This window comes from Nonomuraea sp. NPDC048892 (assembly GCF_040649735.1).
In the GTDB taxonomy this organism is placed as follows: Bacteria; Actinomycetota; Actinomycetes; order Streptosporangiales; family Streptosporangiaceae; genus Nonomuraea; species Nonomuraea maheshkhaliensis.
This window is the reverse complement of record NZ_JBEZFZ010000002.1, coordinates 799,054-817,429: the sequence shown is the minus strand read 5'-3', so window position 1 is coordinate 817,429 and position 18,376 is coordinate 799,054. Positions and strand designations below refer to the sequence as shown.

The following is an 18,376-nucleotide window of genomic DNA, read 5'->3' as shown; positions in this document are numbered from 1 at the left end:
CACGGCGAGACCACCGTGCCGCGCGCCGCGCGGGGCTCCGGCACGGTGGTCGTCGCCCGGCCACCGGTCACGCCGAACCGGCCCCGGCCCGCTACGTGCGGGCGGCGGACTCGTTGACGACGGGTGCCGTACACCACGGCCGGGCCGGAAGCTGGCCGGTCGCGCCGAGCTCACCGAGCCACTGCAGTCCTTGTGCCGTTGCCCGTTCGAGGTAGATCCGCAGCAGGGTGACGCAGGTTCGGGCATCGCTTTCTGCTTGGTGCGCTGGGCCGTTGCCGAGTCCTTCGGCGGCAGCGCAGTCGGCGAGGCGGTGCGAGGGCAGGGTCGGCCCGAAGCGGCGCGCCAGGTTCAAAGTGCACAGGGTCAGGAGGTCGTCGGGAGCGTATCCGGCTCGGGCGAATTCGGTGCTGAGGACTTCGCTGTCGAAGCGGACGTTGTGAGCGACGACGATCGCGCCGTCGAGCATGGCCGCCACGTCCCCGGCGATCTGCGGGAAATAAGGCGCCGCCGCCAGCCCGGCTTCGGTGAGGCCGTGGATGTGGGTGGGACCCGAGCGGCCTCCCGGGTTGACCAGGGTGGAGTAGGTGCGGTCTTCGCTGCCGTCGGGGTGCAGGCGGATGATCGCGATTTCGGCGATGCGGGCCTCACGGGTGTCGAGGCCGGTGGTCTCGATGTCGACGACGGCGTACGGCAGCGACCCGATGCGGTGGCGGCGTGGCGGTGCGGCAGCCTTGGGTGTGTCCAGGTTGACCGCTCGGGTGTGGTCGCCGGTGGTGGCGAGAGCGCTGATGGACTGCTGGGTCTCCGTGACGTCGAGGCGGCGCGCGTAGGAAAGGGTGAGCAGTTCTTCGCCGATGACGTCGTCGTACTTGTCGATGCGCTTGTCGGGGATCAGCGCGGCCAGGGCAAGGGCGTCGGGAACGCCCTCCGCGGCCAGATCGGCCAAGAGGGCGGCGGCGGACTGCGGGGAGGTGTCGCTGATCAGCAGCGCGACTCCGTAGCGGACGATGTCGACGCCGTAGGCGTGCAGGGCCAGGCCGAGGGTGGTCATGATGGCGTCGCCGCGGAAGGGGAACAGCAGGGTGTCGTCGCCGTAGCCGACGAGCGGGGTGTCGTGCAGGCCGAGCCGGCGGTAGGCGGCGCGGCCTTCGGTGAGCAGGCGCTGGGCGGTGGCGTCCAGGTAGGCCGGGACGGTGGTGTCCTCGTACAGGAGGCGCATGGTGGTGCGGATGTGGTCGTGGACGAGCGGGCCGGCGCTGGTGAAGCGGGGCGGCCGGCCGCCGGAGGCGCGGGTGACCTCGATGAGCTTGGCGTGGGTGTCGATGGTGAGGATGCGCCAGCGGCGGCCGGCGAAGATGATCAGGCTCCCTTCCGGGAGCGGTTGTTCGAAGGGCAGGCTGCCGAGTGTGCGGCCCTCGGTGACGATGCGGTATTCGGTGGGGGCGGCGAAGGCGGCGTAGAAGGTGTGATGGTTGATCAGCCGCTCCCCCGTCTCGGCGGGCAGCAGGAGTCCGTCGCTCTCCTGGCGGATGAGGTCGGCGGCGGCGAGGTCGCGCAGCAGCGTGGCGAAGGTGGGGCTGTCGACGGCGTGGAAGGAGCCCTGCGCGCAGAGGGTGCGGTAGGCGTCGGCGGGGGTGATGCCGCCGTGCTGGGCGATGAGGGACAAGGTCTGCTGGGTGAGGGTGGACAGGTGCAGGGCTTCGGTGGCCGGGGGCTCGTACCAGCGTCGCAGGAGCAGGTCGATGGTGGCGATGGACTGCACGAGCTGGGCGCGCAGTTCGTCGGCCGGGTGGATGGTCGGGGTGGCTTCGGGTTCGCTGACGTACAGGCGAAGGATGGCCGGTCCACCGCGGCGGCCGGAGCGGCCGAGGCGTTGCCGCAGGGCGGCGACGCTGGGTGGGGCGCCGATCTGCGCGACGGAGGTGACGGAGCCGATGTCGATGCCCATCTCCAGGGTGGAGGTGCAGACGGCCGTGGCCGGGCGGGTGCGGTCCTTGAGGCGGGCTTCGGCGTGCTCGCGGATGTCCTTGGACAGGTTTCCGTGGTGCGGGACGAACTCCTCCGGTACGCGGGCGTTCTCGCAGCGGCGGTTGAGCAGGTCGGTGTAGTCCTCGACGGCGGCGCGGGAGCCCGCGAAGACGAGGTTGTGGGAGCCGCGCAGCGTGGTGAACAGGTGGTCGGCGATGGCGAGCCGGTCGCCGGTGGCGACGTCGTCGGCACCGACCTCCTCGCCGAGCGCTTCGTGGGCGGAGCGGTCGCGAGGGTCGAGCGTGGGCGCCGTCTCGACGTAGCCGCGGATCTGCAGGCGGAGCTCCTGGGCGTCGCTGCTGGAGACGATCACGGTGACGTCGTCGCCGGCCCGCGGCCGCAGGAAGCCGGCGGCTTTGCCCATGTCGCCGAGGGTCGCCGACAGGCCGACGCGGGGAATGCGGCGGCGGGCCGCCAGGTCGAGGCGGTGCATGAGGGACTGCAGCTGGGCGCCGCGTTCGGTGCCGATGAAGGAGTGCAACTCGTCGATGACGAGGTAGCGGACGGAGGCCATGAAGTCGCGGACCTTCCAGCCACGCAGGACGAACATGGCCTCCAGCGACTCCGGGGTGATCAGCAGGATGCCCCGGGGACGGTCGAGCAGCTTGCTCTTGGATGAGGCGGCGACGTCGCCGTGCCAGCGGGAGACCGTGATGCCGAGGTGGTCGCAGAGCTGGTCGAGGCGGCCGTACTGGTCATTGATGAGGGCCTTGAGCGGGCTGATGTAGACGGCGGCGAACCCCGCGGTGTCCGGCTGCTCGGTCAGGACCGAACAGATGGGCAGGAACGCGGCTTCGGTCTTGCCGGAGGCGGTGGCGGCGGCGATGAGCACGTCCCGGTCGCCGGCCAGGATCGGCGCGACGGCGGCTTCCTGCGCCTCACGGAGTTCGCGCCAGTTCTGCTGCCAGATCCACTGCTGGACCTTGGGGTGCAGGCGGTCGAAGGCGTCAGAGGCGGAAGGAGGCGAGGTCGTCATCGCCGGGCCCTCCGTCGGTGTCCTCGTCGAGCGGTGCGAGGTCGGGGTTGGTGTCCGGCACCGGCTCCACCGAGGGCAAGATCTGCCGCCAGTCCACGCCCGGGTTCTGCTCCAGTACGGCCAGCAGGTCGCAGAACGCCTTGATGGTGGTGCGGGGCGTGCGGAAGTAGGCCTCGCCGATGCGGTTGGCGCAGTGGTACATGAACGCGGCCAGCGCGTCGTCGGCCAGCAGGTATCGGGAGGGGTCGCCGCCGGCCTGGACGTGGCGCAGCTTGGTCAGCAGGACGTACAGGTCCTCCTGGGTGAGCGCGGCCAGGCGCAGCACCGGGCCGGAGTAGTCGACCAGGCCGGCGGCGGCGAAGGAGTTCTCGGCCAGCCGTGACTGCAGGGCCGGGTAGCTGAACAGGCCGCGCCGGCTGTCGGCGAGGAACTCCGGAGTGCCGCCGAAGACGAACCCGAGGTGCGCGGCGGTGCCCTGCAGGGTGTCGTTGAGGATGCGCAGGATCTGTTCGTAGTTGGAGTTGCGGGCCTGGGTGGAGGCCAGCTTGTAGAGGTTGACCATCTCGTCCAGGCACACCAGCAGCCCGTCGTAGCCGGCCAGCCGGACGAAACGGCTCATCAGCTTCAGGTGGTCGTGCACGGTGGCGTCGTCGATGATCGTGCGCACGCCGAGTGCCGAGCGGGCCTCGGTCTTGGTCGCGTACTCGGCGCGCAGCCAGCGCACCGCCGCCGACTTGAGCTGCTCGTCGCCGCTGTCGTGGCCGCGCCAGTAGGCGCCGACGACCTCGGCGAAGTCATAGCCGCCGGTCATCTCGCTCAAGTGGGCCAGCCTGGCCCGGATGACCTGCGACGGGTCGGCGCCGGCCTGCTGGGCCTCGGCCAGGGCGGTGGAGACGAACCGTTCCACCACACTGCTCAGCGCTCCCCCATCCGGTTTGGCGCGGGTGGCGAGGTTGCGCATCAGCTCGGCGTACAGGCTGCGGGCCTGGCCGCCGCTGGAGTGCAGGCGCCGGTCCGGGTTGAGGTCGGCATGCGCCGTGACCAGTTTCTTCTCCATCGCGATGGAACGCACCAGGTGCAGGAAGAACGTCTTGCCCGCGCCGAACTCGCCGATCACGAACCGCACCGCCGAACCGCCGTCGGAGATCCGGTCGATGTCGGTCACCAGCGCCTTCACCTCGGGTTCGCGGCCCACTTGGATGTGGCGCTGCCCGATGCGCGGCACGACGCCGGCCCGCAGGGACTGCAGCAGGGCGTCACGCTCTCGGGGGCGGATCGCGGTCGATGTCACGTCAGCATCTCTCCCAGCAGGTTGCGGTCGACCCGGATCGGGTCGTCTCCATCCAGCAGTGGTTCGCCCGTCAGCTCGTAGGCGGCCTCGTTGATGCGGTCCAGCGCGCCGTCCGGCAGGAGTTTCCAGCGCGCCGCCAGGTGCTCGAACTGCGCCCGCGAAATCTGCTCTGCCGAGGTCAGTTCGCGTACCAGCCCGGAGTGCTGCCCGTCCAGACCGGCCACGGGTGCGGCGGCGGGTAGCGGTGCGGCGGCCGGCGGGGGCTCGTCCTCGGTGAAGATCGAGCCCAGCAGCGCGCCGACGCGCGCGGTCTCGGCCAGTTTGGCCGCGATCGCCGCCTCGTCCAGCCGGACGAGCGGGCGGGCGGTCTGGTCGGCCTGCTCGGTCTGCTCGGCTTGCTGGGGGATGGCGTAGCCGCGTTCCGGGTGTGCTGGGCGGACGACGACCGGTTCCGTCGCCGGGGCGGGCTTGGTGGAGGCCGGCAGGAGAGCGGGATCGAGCTCCAGAAGGCGGTAGATCTTGGTGAGGGTCTTCACCTCGTCCGGCGAGATCCTGCCGTCGGCCCCGGCCACCGCGGTGAGGAACTCCGCCACGTACTGGCGCTGGGACGCGTCGATGCCCGCGACGCGCCGGGTCAGGCCGGTGAGCTTGACCGGGGTGACGGTCAGCCAGCGCAGGTGCGCGTGCAGGCGACGCCGCTCGTCCGCGGTCAGGTGCAGCGCCCGTTCCAGATGGTCGCTCAGGTGACGCTGCTCGGCCTCGTCGAAGTCGCCGTCGGCGGCGCTGACCGCCGCCGCCAGGTGCAGCAGCAACGTCGCCGCCTGGTAGGCGTCCGAGGCCGCCGCCGTCGGGCCGTCCGGCGCCGCGAACAACACCATGGATCCGGAGGTGAGCACCGCGCCGCCCAGGCGCGGGTCGGGCTCGATGCCGACCCCCGCCCGGCCCAGCACCTGCGCGAGAGCGACGACGTCCTTCTTGGCCGGCTTCGCCACCTGAGGGGAGGAGATGAAGGCGGAGAACTCTCCTACCGGTACGACGGCGAACTCCTGCGTGTCCAGCCGGTGGCGCGCCCACGCGATCGCCTGCCCGGCGCTGCCGCCGGACAGGTTCACCAGCTCGGCCGGCAGCAGCGCCTGTGCCTGGACCGAACGCTGCCCATCTGGCACCCGGCCGAGGTAACGGCTGTAGGCCTCGAGGTCGGAGGTGCACTCGTCGGCCAGTGCGACCAGTTTGCGGGTCGGGGCGGCGTACCCGAGAACGTCGGGCACACCGGGCAAGCTGAGCTCCGCCACTCCGCGAAATCCGGCACTGGCGGGCCGGTAGTCCAGCGTGACCTCCTTGCGGCCCGGCCGCACGACCAGCCCCTCTCCGTAGCGGGCGGTGTAACGCCGCGAGAAGAGCGCGTCGAACTCGGTGGCGCAGCGGGTGGCAGGGGTACGCGGGTAGTACTCCGGATGCGAGCGGATCCAGGTCAACGCCCAGTCGGCAGGCACGGGCACACCTTGCGCCGAGAACGTTCCAAGACCGGCGCGCAACCGTAGCGGGGGCGGATAGTCGCGTGTGGGCGCCGGCGCCTTCGCGGAGGGCTCGGCCGTGAACATGTCCAGCACCTGCTCGAACTGTCCCACATAGCGCTTGAATGCCCGGTGACCCCCGTAGATGGACAGGAGACGCCGGACTTCCTGGTGGATGATCGGCAGGTCGTACGCCGCGCTGGAACGGTCCCGCTGGAGGTCGTGAAGCACCCGCCGTTCCAGCCCGTAGAAGTAGAGGAACACATAGCCGATCGGCGCCTGCGGAAAGCGCCGCCCGTCGGCGAGCCAGGCAAGATAGGCGGCTCTCGACCGCGGCGGAATGTCGCTGTACGACGGCCAGTAGTCCAAACCCTGCCCGCCCCAGTCCGGCTGACGCAGGTCCACGGGCAGGGCCGGGTTGATCAGCGCCGGTTCCACCGTGTGGCCCGAAGGTGCGGCCAACCGCGTGCCGACGTAGAGAAGCCCGCCGACGATGTTGTAGCCCGCGATGGTGATTCCCGTGCCCGGACGCAGCCACGGATCCGCAGGAGCGTACGCACGAGCCTGGGCCGGCGGCGGGGCGGGAGCACGCGTCGCGTGACGACCAGGGTGAGCGGCGGAGGGATGCCGCTCGGATCCAGGTCGCGGAGCGGTCCTCACCGGTGGAGGGGGTTCACGCCGGAACCGGTCCAAGAAGCTCACTGATCACCCCTGCTCAGCCCGCTCGGCTCACGTTCAAGACGCCCGAGGCCATCCCCGCATCGGAAGGAACTTCAGTTCCTTCTCTTCCTCATAGCATCAGCAGGATCGCCTGTTACCGATCCACTGCACGGTCGCAGCCCTAATCGGGGTTTCGGTCCGTCCGCTGCACCACGTCTACTGATGTCCGGGCGCCCCCGGCTCAGGAGGAGCTCATCTCCGCCAGGCCCTTCTCCAGTGTCACGTCGGGCGAGTAGCCCAGTTCCGTCCGCGCGGCGGTGATGTCGTAGGAACGGTCGCGGCCGGTGAAGCTCACGAGCCAGTTCGTCAGCGCAGGCGCGGACTTCCGGCGGAGCAGGCGGGCCGTGCGGTCCATCATCGCCGCCATGGGCACCGCCATCGCCAGGGGGACGCTGCGGCTCTTGGACAGGTCCACGCCGCGGGTCGCCAGCAAGGGGGTGAGGAAGTCACGGATGGGCATCGGCGTGCCGTCCGTCACGTTGTAGACCCCGCCGTGGTGGCCTCGGGTGAGTGCGAGGATCGCGGCGGCGGCCAGGTTCTCGACGTGGACGAAGTCGACGATGTGCCTGCCGTGATCGATCCAGGCGAACCGTCCGGCCTCGGCGACCTCGACCATGTCGTTGATCGTGGTCATTCCGCGACCCCAGATGAACGGCGGGCGGAGCACCACCAGCTCGGTGTTCTCGCTGGGGGATTTCAGGAGTGCGCGCTCGGTGGCCAGTTTGACCCGGCTGTAGGCGATGTTCGGCCGGCCTTCCGGGGTCGATTCGTCGACGACAGGGCGACGTTGACTGCCTGTGGAGACGGATGCGGCGCTGATGAGCACGAAGCGGCGCACCCCGAAGGCGACGCTCGCGGCGTGCAGGGCGACCGTCGGCACGTGATTGGCCCGTTCGAAGAGTGAGTCGGGTCCCCAGAACTCCATGTGAGCCGCGACGTGCACGACCGCGTCGGCCTCACGCAGTTGGACGAGCCAGCTCGGCGCCGGGGAATCGGCCTGGTTGAGGTCCATGAGATCGCCGGGAACGGGCTCGGCTCCAGCCGCACGTACGCGCTGAATGCTCGAGCCCGATCGGGCGAGTGCCATGACCTCGTGTCCTTCGGCGATGAGGCGATGGACGAGAACGCCGCCGACGAAGCCGCTGCCGCCGGTGATGAAGATCTTCATGCTTCCGCTCCTGGTGGTTGATCGCGCACACACTCCCGCAAATACATTGGCATCGAATACTTTGATGTCGATGTATTGGCGTCTATGTAACCTCTCGTACGATGGGTGCGTCAAGCAGGAGGTGGGCGATGCCGCACGCGAGGAAGAGCGTGACCGCCGCACAGGTCGCCGACGAGTTCAGTCGGACGGCGAAGGTTCTCGTACGTCACTTCAACGAGCGTCTGGGCGAGCACGGGGTGTCGACGCCGAGGTCTCGCCTGGTGGTGGAGGTGGCGCGTTCGCAGCCTGTTCGTCTCACCGAACTCGCCCTCGCGGTCGGAATCGCCCAAGGGACCGCATCCACCTTGGTCGACGCGCTCGTCCGCGACAGGCTGCTCGAACGCCAGACCAGCGCGGACGACCGCCGGTCCGTGCTCCTTCACGTGACAGAGCAGGGGGCCGCGCTGGCGCAGGAGTGGACGGCCGGTTATGAACGGGCGGCGGACGAGTTGTTCAAGTCGCTCACCGCCGAGCAGATGTCGACCCTGGTCGACATCTTGCGGACTCTCAGCGCCGACGAGGCCCCGACGGCTAACAACAGCTAACGCGGCTGACAGCTGACGGCTGACGAGCGAAGCGATCTGCCCTGGACAAGGCTTTGTCCACATTGTCCAAAGCACTGATCTGGGCAGACAAAAGGGCGGCGTGCCGTGGCACGCCGCCCCATTGGCAGGTAACTCAGCCGCAGGCCGCGGCGGTGGTGCCGCTGCCCCGGTTGACGCGGCCGGTTCCGGCGGCCACGGTGCCCGAGGCCTTGGCGCAGACGCCGCTCGGCGCGTAGACCATGTCGCCCCAGTGGTGACCGCCGTTGCCGGCGCGGTAGGTGAACGACACCCGCTTCGAACTGGTGAAGACCGTGATCGAGCCGGTCGCGTTCTTCGGCACCTGGGCCTCGCCCCAGTTGGTGCCGCAGCGCCGCGAGTAGTACAGCCGGATCGCGCCCAGGCTGTCACCGATCTCGTTCTCGAGTGAGGCCTTCTTGCCCGTGAAGACCTTGCTGTTCGCGCATCCGCTCTTGTACGGGTCCTTCCCGTCGTACGGGTGCGCGCTCGCCGGCCCCGTGCTGAGCAACAGCGTGCTGATCGCCGCCGCGGAGACCGCGAGGGCGGCTACGTGGATCTTCATGTCGAACCGGCTCCTTACCGGAAGGCGAGGGCTCCGGGCCCCCGCGTGGTCAGCAGTCCCTGGTGATGTTCGTGAGATTCTCGGCCAGGCCCTTGTGGAATTTCTTCTTGCCCTTGGTGCCGCCGTTCGTGGCCAGGCATTCCTTCCGCGTTCCAGCTGGCCCCTTGAAATGCAGCTGGGCGTACACGCGGTGGGAGCAGTGATTGTTGAAGTAGACGGTCGTGGACGAATTTCCGTCCGACCACGAGTAATTCGCCTTCTTTCCGCTGGGCTTGATACACCGGACGCTGTCGCGTTCCACCGCCTGAGCGAGGCGTGTCGTGGTGCCCGTCGTGGTGCTCGTGCTCGCCGTCGCGGACGTGGCGGGTGCGCTCAGCAGTGCCACGGCGGCGCCGCAGGTCACCAGGGCCGCGGTCAGCTTCCTGTCGGTCATGGTCGCGCCCTTTCGTTCCGGGGAAATGTCCGTGGAAAAGAGAGGGGTTTCCGGCTTTCGTGGTACGGCGCGGCGAATGAAAGGCGCCGGCCGGGTAATTCCCTCCGATGGTCCGCCGATTCGGCGACCGCACGGGTCGCGGTGTGGCGGCCTTGACGATTCCGACTATGCCCCGCCGATCGGGTGGCGGCAACGAACTTACGTCGGAGAATTGTCCAAGCATTGTCCAGGGCGTCGCTTGGACAAAAGCCCCCTCGATCAGCGGGACCCAGCACGAGAGCGGGCAGCCGGCTCAGGCGTGCGCAACCGATGCGCGAGGGCGGGCGGTCAGTTCAGGCGTGCGCGACCGATGCCCAAAAGCGCGCTCGGCTCAGACGCGGACGATCGCGGTGTGGGCGTGGCCGCGGCTGCCGCCGACCTCCACTTTGATCGCGCGCTTGGACCTGCGCACGCTGCGGTCGCCCCGCTCGATCGAGCGCACCGGCCAGGGCAGCGTGATCTTCACCTCGTCGGCGGTCCGCGACGGGTCGGCGACCGCGAGCCGTACCCGTTCGTCGTCGCGGCGGACCAGCAGCGTGCACGGGCCGTCGGCGGCGAGCGGCCCGTCCATGGTCTGGACGGTCCCGGCGCGCCAGAAGACGGCGGCGAGCACGTCGCCGCGGGCGATGACCTGCGCCGTGCCCGAGTTGGCGAGGATCCTGACCCGCAGGCGGTAGCCGGCGGTCTGCGCGGCGGAGGCGCCGGGCAGGACGGCGTAGGCGTAGCGCGCCTTGCGCGGGTCGACGCCGTGGTCGAGGAGGATCGTGGTGTAGTGGCGGGTGACGGGGGTCGTGTCGCCGCCGGTGGTGGCGCCCTTGTCGATGTCCCGCCAGCGTCCCGTGCGCTTCTTGCGGATCACCTGCGGTCCTGGGCCGTCGAGCAGCGCGTACCCGGCCACGCCGGGCAGGTGCACCCAGTCGTCGCCCTTGGTCAGCGGGGGATGGCGGTCGTGGGTGTTGCGGTTCTCCACGATGGTCTCGATCCGGCGGCCGTCGGAGGCGGTGATGCCGGCGCCGAGCGCGATCACCGCGTCGTCCAGCAGGAACCACGCCTTCCTGGCCCGCAGCGAGGAGCCGCCGGCGATCAGCCGCATGGCCGCCACGCCCCACTCGCCGTCGAGCGCCACGCCGCCCGCCCACGGGGTGGGCGGCAGGCGGCGGTGGCCGTGCTGGAGATCGGTGCGCCGGCTGCGGTCGACGGTCGTGCCCGGCAGCCGGTACGGGTCGATCGTCGGCCACAGGTCGTCGTTCCAGTGGGTGAGGTCTCCGGTGTAGAGGTAGGTCATGCCGTCGCCGGTGTACCAGCCGTGCAGGTTCTCCCTGTTCATCGCCTCGGCCGCGCCGATCCGCTCCGAGCTCATGGCGATCGCGTACGCCCAGGTGGGACGGCGGTGCACGACCCGGTCCATGTCGGCGAACACGTACGTGCCCGTCGTACGCGGCCCGACCGGCACCGACGGGTCGTTCAGCAGCGCCGCCGCCTTGGCGATGCTGGCCGGGGGCGCCAGCGTGACATAGGGGACGGCCGTGTTACGGGCGAGCCAGCCCTTCACCATCGGCCGCCAGCGCGCGGCGTGACGCTCGGGCGCCGACTCCAGCAGGGTGAGGACGGCCTCGATCGTCTTCTGGCCCGAGTGGTAGTCGCGGTGGCCCTGCACCGAGATCTGCCGGCCGCGCACGCAGTCCATCATCAGCCCGTCGAAGACGAACGGCGCGAAGGAGCGGTCCACGAGGTCGTAGACGGCGCCGACGCCGGTGAGCTCCCAGGGTGAGCGCGCCAGCATCGCGATCAGCTTGGCCACGCTCTCCAGGAAGTCCACGCCGTAACTGCCGGTGTACGGGTACACGCCGTGCTGGATGAACGACCCGTCGCGGTAGAGGCCGTCGCCCGGCCCCCTGGTCGGCCGCAGCAGCGCGGAGACCGCGGCCCTGGCCCGCCTGACCAGGCGTTCGTCATGGGTGAGCAGCCCGCGCATGGCCACCGCCATGGCCTTGCCGGCCCGGTTGGCGCCGGTCTCGACGACGCCGGGGTGGCTGACGCGGCGCTCGGGGTCGGGGCACCAGCGGCGCAGCGGCCGCAGCCAGCGGGCGACGCGGTCGCGGGGCAGGCCGTCGTAGAGCAGGGCGCAGGTGTCGGTGAGCGCGCGGGGCACGCCGATCTCCCACCAGAACCAGTTACTGCCCCGCCGGTCGAGCCGCTCGTTGTAGGCGTGCTCGTACAGGAAGTCGAGCGCCCTGACCGCGGTCTCGGCGACCTGCCTGTCGCCGTGCATGGAGGTGCCCGGCGTGGCCCAGCCGAGCGCCAGGGTGCGCATGCGGTTGTAGGAACGGTTGAAGTCGCCCGTACGCGGGTCGCCCAGCGGCAGGTCCGGCCAGAGGCTCGGGCGGCGGGGGTCGGGCTTCATCTTGCGCAGCACCGCCTTGGCCGAGCCCTCGACCGCCCGCGTCTTGTCGGCGTAGGCGGGATCGTACGTCGCCCCGGCCAGCAGGCTCACCCACCGCTCGCGCGCGGCATCGAACGCCGCAGCGTCCAGCCCTGTGCCCAGCCCTGCGTCCACTCCCGCCTCCGCCCTCGCCTCGGCCCCCGTGGCCCCCGCCGGCCGGTCCCAGAGGGCGAGACCGGTCACGGCCGTGGCGCCGAGCAGGGCGGAGCGCCGGCTGAGGAGGTGGGTCATGGAGTCCTTCCGGCGGTCGGGGGGAAGATGAGCTGAAAAGATCCTATGTCGACAGACAGGTGGATCTTTTCCGCTCCCCCGGACGGGCCCGACCGGCTCACAACCCGGTCAGGGCCGACCGGGCTCCCCCGCCGACTGCGCGGTCAGGCGGGGCCGAAGACGCGGATCGCCTCAGGCGGCAGCTCGACGATCAGCTCGGAGCCGTGGCCGACGGCCGTCAGCGTACGCACCACCAGCTCCCGCTCCCCCAGCTCCGCCACGTACCGGTAGTGATCCCCGAGGAAGGCCCGAGAGACCACCTTGACCGTGACCACGTTGACCGCGTCCACGGGAACGTCACCCGGCGCGTGCACCACGATGCGCTCGGGTCGGACGGCCAGCCGCACGTCACCGGCGAGGTCCGAACCGGCGACCGTCAGCGGGCGGCCCAGCCCTTCGAGCGACACCTGCGCGGTCCCGTCCGTGCCCGGCGCAGCCCGGCCCGCGAGCACGTTCACGCTGCCCACGAAGTCGGCGACGAACTCGTCCGCGGGCTCGTGATAGATCTCCTCCGGAGTGCCGACCTGCCGCACCCGGCCCTGGTCCATGACCATCACGCGGTCGCTCATGGACAGCGCCTCGTCCTGGTCGTGCGTGACGAAGACGGTGGTGACGCCGATCCGCTGCTGCAGGGCGCGCAGCCACTCCCTGGCCCGTTCGCGCAGCTTGGCGTCCAGGTTGGAGAACGGCTCGTCCAGCAGCAGCAGGTCGGGCGGGTGCGCCAGCGCGCGGGCCAGCGCCACCCGCTGCTGCTGCCCGCCGCTGAGCTCGTGCGGGTAGCGCCGCTCCAGGTGGCCCAGCTCGACGAGTTCGAGCACCTCGCGGACGCGGGCGGCCCTGGCCGGGCGTTTCACCCGGCGGAGTTTGAGCGGGTACGCGACGTTGTCGTGCACCGACAGGTGCGGCCAGACCGCGTACGACTGGAACACCACGCCGCAGTTGCGCCGCTCGGGTGTCACGTCGATCCGGCCGCCGTCGAACACCACCCGGTCGCCGAAGGCGATGGTCCCCCGGTCGGGCGAGTGCAGCCCGGCGATCGACCACAGGGTGGTCGACTTGCCGCAGCCGCTGGGGCCGAGCAGCGTGAACAGCTCGCCGTCGCGTACGTGCAGATCGAGGTCGTGCAGTACGGCGTTCGAGCCGAAGCTCTTGGCGACCTTGGTCAGCGTGAGATCAGGCATGTGCCCGCACCCCCAGGAAGAGTCGACCGGCGCCCAGCACCGCGAGGGTGATGACCATCTGGATCACCCCGAAGGCGGCGACGGCGCCGCCGGTGCTCGTCGCCGCGAGTTGCAGCATGGTCAGGCCCATGACCGGCGTCCGGTCGGTGACCAGGAAGACGGCGGGGTCGGCGTCGTTGAGCATCGAGACGAACAGCAGCACGAAGCAGGCGGCCATGGCGGGCGCGCACAGGCGCAGCACGACGCTCACCGCGGCCTGCCACCAGGTGGCCCCCGACGTGCGGGCGGCGCGGACGAGGTCCTCGCCGATCGCGGCCAGCGCCGGGTAGAACACGCCGTAGCCGAGGGCGAGGCTGCGCACGGCGAACGCGAGCCCGATTCCCCACAGGCTGCCGCGCACGGCGCCGCCCGGGTCGAGGATGGCGAACGACCAGAAGAACGCCATGCCGGTCACGAGTCCCGGCATCATCCTGGGCCAGACCACCGCCTGCTGCAGCGAGCCGCGGAAGCGGAAGGAGGAGCGGTGGGCCACCACCGAGACGACGGCGATGGCCACCGTCGTGAGCACTCCGCCCGCTCCGGCGATGAGCAGGCTGTTCACGATCGACTCGCCCCAGATGGGATGCTCGGCGATGGCCTGGAAGTTCTCGACGGTCAGCACGGACCACGGGGTGACGTACGGGGTGAGGATGGTGGTGAAAGCGGACATCAGCACCCCTACCAGCGGCACGATGACGAACACCGCCAGCACGACGGCGAGCAGCGCCGCCGGCAGCCACCGGGCCGGCCCGAGGCCCACCACCCGGGTCGCGGTGGCCTTGCCGGTGACCGTCGTGTAGCGGGAGGCGTCCCCGACGAGCCGGTTGCGCAGGACGAGCAGCCCGGAGACGCAGATCAGGAGGAAGACCGCGCCGGCGGACACCAGCCCCTGGTTCGGCGGTGCCGCGTTGATCCAGTGGTCGTACAGGTACGTGGAGACGAACCTGATGTTGTTGGAGAAGCCCAGGATCAGCGGCAGGCCGAGCGCCTCGAAGGAGATGGCGAAGACGAGCAGCGCCGAGTTGAGCACGGCGGGACGCAGCAGCGGCACGGTCACCGAGAGCAGCGCCCGCAGCGGGCTCGCGCCGGCGCTGCGTGCCGCGTCCTCCAGGGCGGGGTCGATGGCGAGCACGGTGGTGCGGCAGAAGAGGAACACGGTCGGCGCGGCCACGGAGGTCGCCACCAGCACCATGCCCGGCAGGGTGTAGAGGTCGACGGGGAACGTGAGCACGGTGTTGATCTGCAGCCAGGAGCTGACGTACCCCGACGGCGCCCACATCGCCATCCAGCCGACGATGAGCACGAGGCCGGGCAGCATGATCGGCAGGATGAGCACGGCGGCGAGGAGCCGGCGCAGCGGCACGTCGGTGCGGGACAGCAGCACCGCCGCGCCCACCCCCAGCAGCACGGACGAGACCGTGGTGAGGGCGGCGAAGGCGGCGCTGTTGCCGACCGCGGTCCACCAGGCCGGGTCGGTCAGCAGGTCGCGGAAGTTCCCGAGCGTGAGCCCGCCGCCGGAGCGGTAGAGCGGCGTCGACCAGAGCGAGGCCAGCAGGATCGGCACCACGGGGCCGACGACGACGAGCAGGGTCAGGGCCCAGATCAGGTAGTGGCTGGCGGTCGTCGGCACGGACGGGCGCCACGGCCCGCGGGCCGGCGCCGGGGCCGCCGTCCCCGGCCGGGGGCCGGCTGTGAGGGTCACCGGCCGAAAGCCTTGTTGAAGCGGGCGACGATCTGGTCACGCTGGTCGGCGAGCTGCTTGTCGTACGTGCCGATGATCAGGTTGTCCTCGCCGACGATGGCCTTGACCTGGGGCAGGCCGAAGTCGCACTTCACGCCGTCGCGGTAGGGGGTGAAGCCGCCCTGGCAGGCGACCTCCTGCCCCGCGACCGACAGCAGCCAGTTGACGAAGACCTTGGCCGCGTTGGGGTGCTTCGCCTTGGCGGTCACGCCGACGCCGCGTGGCAGCAGCGGCGTGCCGTCCTTGAGGTAGCTGTAGTTGACCACCTTGGCGACGTCGTCGGTGATGAACGCGCGGACGGTGCCGGAGACGAAGAACTCGGCGGCGTACTGGCCCTGGGCGAGCTTGGTCACCAGGGGGCCGTTGCTGGACTCGACCGCGGCGTGGGGGCCGATCTTCTCCAGCGTGGCCCAGCCGGCCTCGCCGTACTTGCCGAGGTAGGCGCTGGTGGCTCCGTACTGGATGACGTTGCTGATGTCGGTGGTGGCGATCTTCTTGTTCAGCTTCTGGGCCATCGCGGCCAGCTCCACCATCGTCTTGGGCTGCTGGGCCTCGGGCAGCACCGCCTTGTTGAACACCGCGACGACCGGGTCCACGGACATGGAGTAGACGCCCGGGCCGAGGACGGCGTGCTCGGGCAGGTTCGGCGTGTTCGGGTCCTTGTAGTCCATGACGTTGCCGTTCGCGATGAACGACAGCCAGCCGACCGCGTCGCTGCTCATGACCACGTCGGCCGAGGCCGCCCCTGAGGCGGCCTCGGTCTCGTAGCGCTGGAACATCTCCTGGTTGCCGAGCGTGAGGCTGCGCGCCTTGATGCCGGGGAACGCCTTCTCGAACGCCTTCACCAGCGGCGCCATCTGCTGGTCCTCGGCGTTGGTGTAGAGCAGGACCTCGCCCTCGCTCTGCGCCGCCTTGAGGGTGGCGTCGTCCACGGGGGTGACCGTGGAGGCCTTGCCGACGTCCGCCGTGGCGGTGGGCTTCGCGGCGGGGGCGTCACCGGCCGGAGCGCCGCACGCCGAGGTGAGGGCGGCGGCGAGCGCGAGGGGCAGGAATGCGGTCCTTCTCATGATGTTCCTCGGGTTCTTCGACGGCGGCGACGGCGCCGGGACCTGACGCGGAGGACCGTGCGGGCGGCGGGATCACGGTCGACTCACTGTGACACCCGCCATCTTGTGAATGCTATGGCAAAACTGTCAATAGTTGCAGACGGCTTTTGCCATGGGATCTTTGGGGGCCGGAATGCGGGCATGACGGCACGGCCGAGCGGCATGACGGCACGACCGCTCGGCACGACAGCCGGCGCGGCCGCTCGGCGCGGTCACGCGACGTGGGTCAGGTCAGCCGGCCGCCTGGGCCGCGGCCCGGCCGGCCACGCGGCCGGAGAAGAGGCAGCCGCCGAGGAACGTGCCCTCCAGGGCGTTGTAGCCCATCATCCCGCCACCGCCGAACCCGTTGACCTCCCCTGCGGCGTACAGGCCGGGCAGCGGGCTGCCGTCGGCGCGCAGGCAGCGGCCGTCGAGGTCGGACTCCAGCCCGCCGAGCGTCTTGCGCGACAGGATGTGCAGCCGTACGGCGATCAGCGGCCCCGCCTTCGGGTCGAGCAGCTTGTGCGGGGCGGCCACCCGGCTCAGCCGGTCGCCGCGGTAGTTGCGCGCTCCCCTGATCGCGGTGATCTGCGCGTCCTTGGTGAACGCGTGGTCGATCTCGCGGTCGCGCGCCTCGATGAGAGAGCGCAGCGCCGGCTCGGTGAGCTCGGGGGCGTCCGGGTCGGCCAGCTTGTTCATGCCCGCGACCAGTTCGGCGAGGCTGCCGGCGACGACGAAGTCGGCGCCGTGCCGCTTGAACGCCTCCACCGGGCCCGGCGCCCCGCTCTTGACCCGCGACAGGACGAGCTTGACGTCCTTGCCGGTCAGGTCGGGATTCTGCTCCGATCCCGAGAGCGCGAACTCCTTCTCGATGATCTTCTGGGTGAGCACGAACCACGAGTAGTCGTAGCCGGTCCCCCGCAGGTGCCGCAGGGTGCTCAGGGTGTCGAAGCCGGGGAAGCAGGGTGCGGGCAGCCGTTCGCCGGTGGCGTCGAGCCAGAGCGAGGAGGGTCCTGGCAGGATGCGGATGCCGTGGTTGTCCCAGATGGGGTCCCAGTTGCGCAGTCCTTCGACGTAGTGCCACATCCGGTCCGGGTTGATCACCCGGGCGCCGGCCGCCTCGGCGATGCCGAGCATGCGGCCGTCCACGTACGCGGGCACGCCGGAGACCATCGTCCTGGGCGGCTCCCCCAGCCGGGCCGGCCACGCCTTGCGGACCAGGTCGTGGTTGCCGCCGATGCCGCCGCTGGTGACGATCACGGCCTGGGCACGCAGCTCGAAGTCGCCGACCGCGACGCGCGAGGTCGGGCGGCCCCGCTCCGCGTCGTCCGGCTCCAGCACCTGACCGCGTACGCCCGTGGCCGCGCCGCCCTCGACGATGAGGTCGTCCACACGGTGGCGGAAGGCGAAGCGGATCCGCCCCTCCTCGGCGTGGGCGCGTACGCGGCGCTCGAACGGCGCGACCACGCCGGGACCCGTCCCCCACGTGATGTGGAAGCGCGGGACCGAGTTGCCGTGGCCCTCGGCCCGGCCGTCGCCGCGCTCGGCCCAGCCGACCAGCGGGAAGATCCGGTGCCCCATCCCGCGCAGCCAGGCCCGCTTCTCCCCCGCCGCGAAGTCGAGGTACGCCTCCGCCCACGCCCTGGGCCAGCGGTCCTCCTCGCGGTCGAACTGCGCGCTGCCGAGCCAGTCCTGCCAGGCCAGCTCGCGCGAGTCCCTGATGCCCATCCGGCGCTGCTCGGGGCTGTCCACGAGGAACAGCCCGCCCAGGCTCCAGAACGCCTGGCCGCCCAGCGACCGTTCGCCCTCCTGCTCGACCAGCACGACCGAGCGGCCGGCGTCGGCCGCCTCGGCGGCGGCCACCAGGCCGGCCAGGCCCGCCCCGACGACGACGATGTCCGCGTCAGCCACGGCTCGCTCCGGCGGTGATCGGGGCGCCCGCCGGGACGGGCAGGGCGGCCAGGGGGACGTGGTGCTGGCCCGCGTGCATGTCGCGGTCGCGCAGCGAGCCCTGGGAGACAGGCCGGGGGAAGGAGATCTTGACGACGTTGAGCGACGGGATGCGGAACATCCGGACCGTGGCGGCGTCGACGCGGTAGAGGCGGGCGATGACGTGTTCGTCGATGAACGTCTCGTCCGCCACGACGCGGTAGCCGTCCGCGTCCCGCATGAACAGCTCCATCGTCACCCAGAAGGGCCCGGCGTTCTTGGACCGGACCTCAAGCGCGAGGTCGCCGACGGTGACCGGCGGCGTTCCGGGGGGTGTGTCAGTCATGGTGGTCTC

13 protein-coding genes are annotated in these 18,376 nt (G+C 70.8%); 1 reads left to right on the top strand and 12 read right to left on the bottom strand.

The genetic code is table 11. From position 1 onward, the window contains the following. Nucleotides 1-91 precede the first annotated feature (91 nt). The 4 genes from AB0C28_RS09090 to AB0C28_RS09075 form a co-directional block, all read right to left on the bottom strand. Entirely contained in the window at nt 92-3,004 is a 2,913-nt protein-coding gene (locus tag AB0C28_RS09090; RefSeq protein ID WP_358073518.1) for a DEAD/DEAH box helicase, read from the bottom strand. After that, entirely contained in the window at nt 2,976-4,295 is a 1,320-nt protein-coding gene (locus AB0C28_RS09085) for an ATP-binding protein (protein WP_358073517.1), read from the bottom strand. The genes AB0C28_RS09090 and AB0C28_RS09085 overlap by 29 nt, the downstream gene beginning before the upstream one ends. After that, complete coding sequence (locus AB0C28_RS09080) at nt 4,292-6,469, bottom strand: TerB N-terminal domain-containing protein (RefSeq protein ID WP_358073516.1); 2,178 nt, start codon at nt 6,467-6,469, stop codon at nt 4,292-4,294. The genes AB0C28_RS09085 and AB0C28_RS09080 overlap by 4 nt, the downstream gene beginning before the upstream one ends. Nucleotides 6,470-6,710: 241 nt before the next feature. After that, entirely contained in the window at nt 6,711-7,697 is a 987-nt protein-coding gene (locus AB0C28_RS09075; RefSeq protein ID WP_358073515.1) for an NAD(P)-dependent oxidoreductase, read from the bottom strand. Nucleotides 7,698-7,846: 149 nt separating this feature from the next. Here AB0C28_RS09075 and AB0C28_RS09070 point away from each other — a divergent pair, with 149 nt between their 5' ends. Beyond that, nucleotides 7,847-8,281 (top strand): MarR family transcriptional regulator, encoded by a 435-nt coding sequence (locus tag AB0C28_RS09070; RefSeq protein ID WP_357842670.1) that lies wholly within the window; start codon nt 7,847-7,849, stop codon nt 8,279-8,281. 133 nt (nt 8,282-8,414) lie between these two features. On the opposite strand, the gene AB0C28_RS09065 is transcribed toward AB0C28_RS09070, so the two are convergent. The 8 genes from AB0C28_RS09065 to AB0C28_RS09030 all read right to left on the bottom strand — a co-directional run bounded on the left by AB0C28_RS09065 (nt 8,415) and on the right by AB0C28_RS09030 (nt 18,367). Next, nucleotides 8,415-8,861: a DUF2690 domain-containing protein gene (locus AB0C28_RS09065; RefSeq protein ID WP_357842667.1), complete on the bottom strand. Its 447-nt coding sequence runs from the start codon at nt 8,859-8,861 to the stop codon at nt 8,415-8,417. A gap of 49 nt (nt 8,862-8,910) precedes the next feature. Then, nucleotides 8,911-9,294: a hypothetical protein gene (locus tag AB0C28_RS09060; RefSeq protein ID WP_358073514.1), complete on the bottom strand. Its 384-nt coding sequence runs from the start codon at nt 9,292-9,294 to the stop codon at nt 8,911-8,913. A 370-nt stretch (nt 9,295-9,664) separates the two neighbouring features. Beyond that, nucleotides 9,665-12,007, bottom strand: a complete 2,343-nt coding sequence (locus tag AB0C28_RS09055) for a polysaccharide lyase 8 family protein (protein WP_358073513.1) — start codon at nt 12,005-12,007, stop codon at nt 9,665-9,667. A 143-nt stretch (nt 12,008-12,150) separates the two neighbouring features. Beyond that, nucleotides 12,151-13,227 carry an ABC transporter ATP-binding protein gene (locus tag AB0C28_RS09050; RefSeq protein WP_357842658.1) on the bottom strand — a complete coding sequence of 359 codons (1,077 nt, stop codon included), beginning with the start codon at nt 13,225-13,227 and terminating at the stop codon, nt 12,151-12,153. Further along, nucleotides 13,220-14,968, bottom strand: coding sequence for an iron ABC transporter permease (locus AB0C28_RS09045; RefSeq protein ID WP_358073512.1), 1,749 nt, complete (start codon nt 14,966-14,968; stop codon nt 13,220-13,222). The genes AB0C28_RS09050 and AB0C28_RS09045 overlap by 8 nt, the downstream gene beginning before the upstream one ends. Beyond that, entirely contained in the window at nt 14,965-16,074 is a 1,110-nt protein-coding gene (locus tag AB0C28_RS09040) for an extracellular solute-binding protein (RefSeq protein ID WP_358073511.1), read from the bottom strand. Before AB0C28_RS09040 ends, AB0C28_RS09045 begins: the two co-directional genes overlap by 4 nt. 270 nt (nt 16,075-16,344) lie before the next feature. Next, nucleotides 16,345-18,003, bottom strand: coding sequence for an FAD-binding dehydrogenase (locus AB0C28_RS09035; RefSeq protein WP_358073510.1), 1,659 nt, complete (start codon nt 18,001-18,003; stop codon nt 16,345-16,347). Then, nucleotides 17,996-18,367, bottom strand: a complete 372-nt coding sequence (locus tag AB0C28_RS09030; RefSeq protein WP_357842645.1) for a DUF4387 domain-containing protein — start codon at nt 18,365-18,367, stop codon at nt 17,996-17,998. The genes AB0C28_RS09035 and AB0C28_RS09030 overlap by 8 nt, the downstream gene beginning before the upstream one ends. Between the last annotated feature and the right edge of the window lie 9 nt (nt 18,368-18,376).

Excerpts from the sequence above, each read along its gene's own strand:
- AB0C28_RS09090 (WP_358073518.1), bottom strand. The coding sequence starts at position 3,004 with ATGACGACCTCGCCTCCTTCCGCCTCTGACGCCTTCGACCGCCTGCAC.
- AB0C28_RS09075 (WP_358073515.1), bottom strand. The coding sequence starts at position 7,697 with ATGAAGATCTTCATCACCGGCGGCAGCGGCTTCGTCGGCGGCGTTCTC.
- AB0C28_RS09065 (WP_357842667.1), bottom strand. The coding sequence starts at position 8,861 with ATGAAGATCCACGTAGCCGCCCTCGCGGTCTCCGCGGCGGCGATCAGC.
- AB0C28_RS09060 (WP_358073514.1), bottom strand. The coding sequence starts at position 9,294 with ATGACCGACAGGAAGCTGACCGCGGCCCTGGTGACCTGCGGCGCCGCC.
- AB0C28_RS09055 (WP_358073513.1), bottom strand. The coding sequence starts at position 12,007 with ATGACCCACCTCCTCAGCCGGCGCTCCGCCCTGCTCGGCGCCACGGCC.
- AB0C28_RS09050 (WP_357842658.1), bottom strand. The coding sequence starts at position 13,227 with ATGCCTGATCTCACGCTGACCAAGGTCGCCAAGAGCTTCGGCTCGAAC.
- AB0C28_RS09040 (WP_358073511.1), bottom strand. The coding sequence starts at position 16,074 with ATGAGAAGGACCGCATTCCTGCCCCTCGCGCTCGCCGCCGCCCTCACC.
- AB0C28_RS09030 (WP_357842645.1), bottom strand. The coding sequence starts at position 18,367 with ATGACTGACACACCCCCCGGAACGCCGCCGGTCACCGTCGGCGACCTC.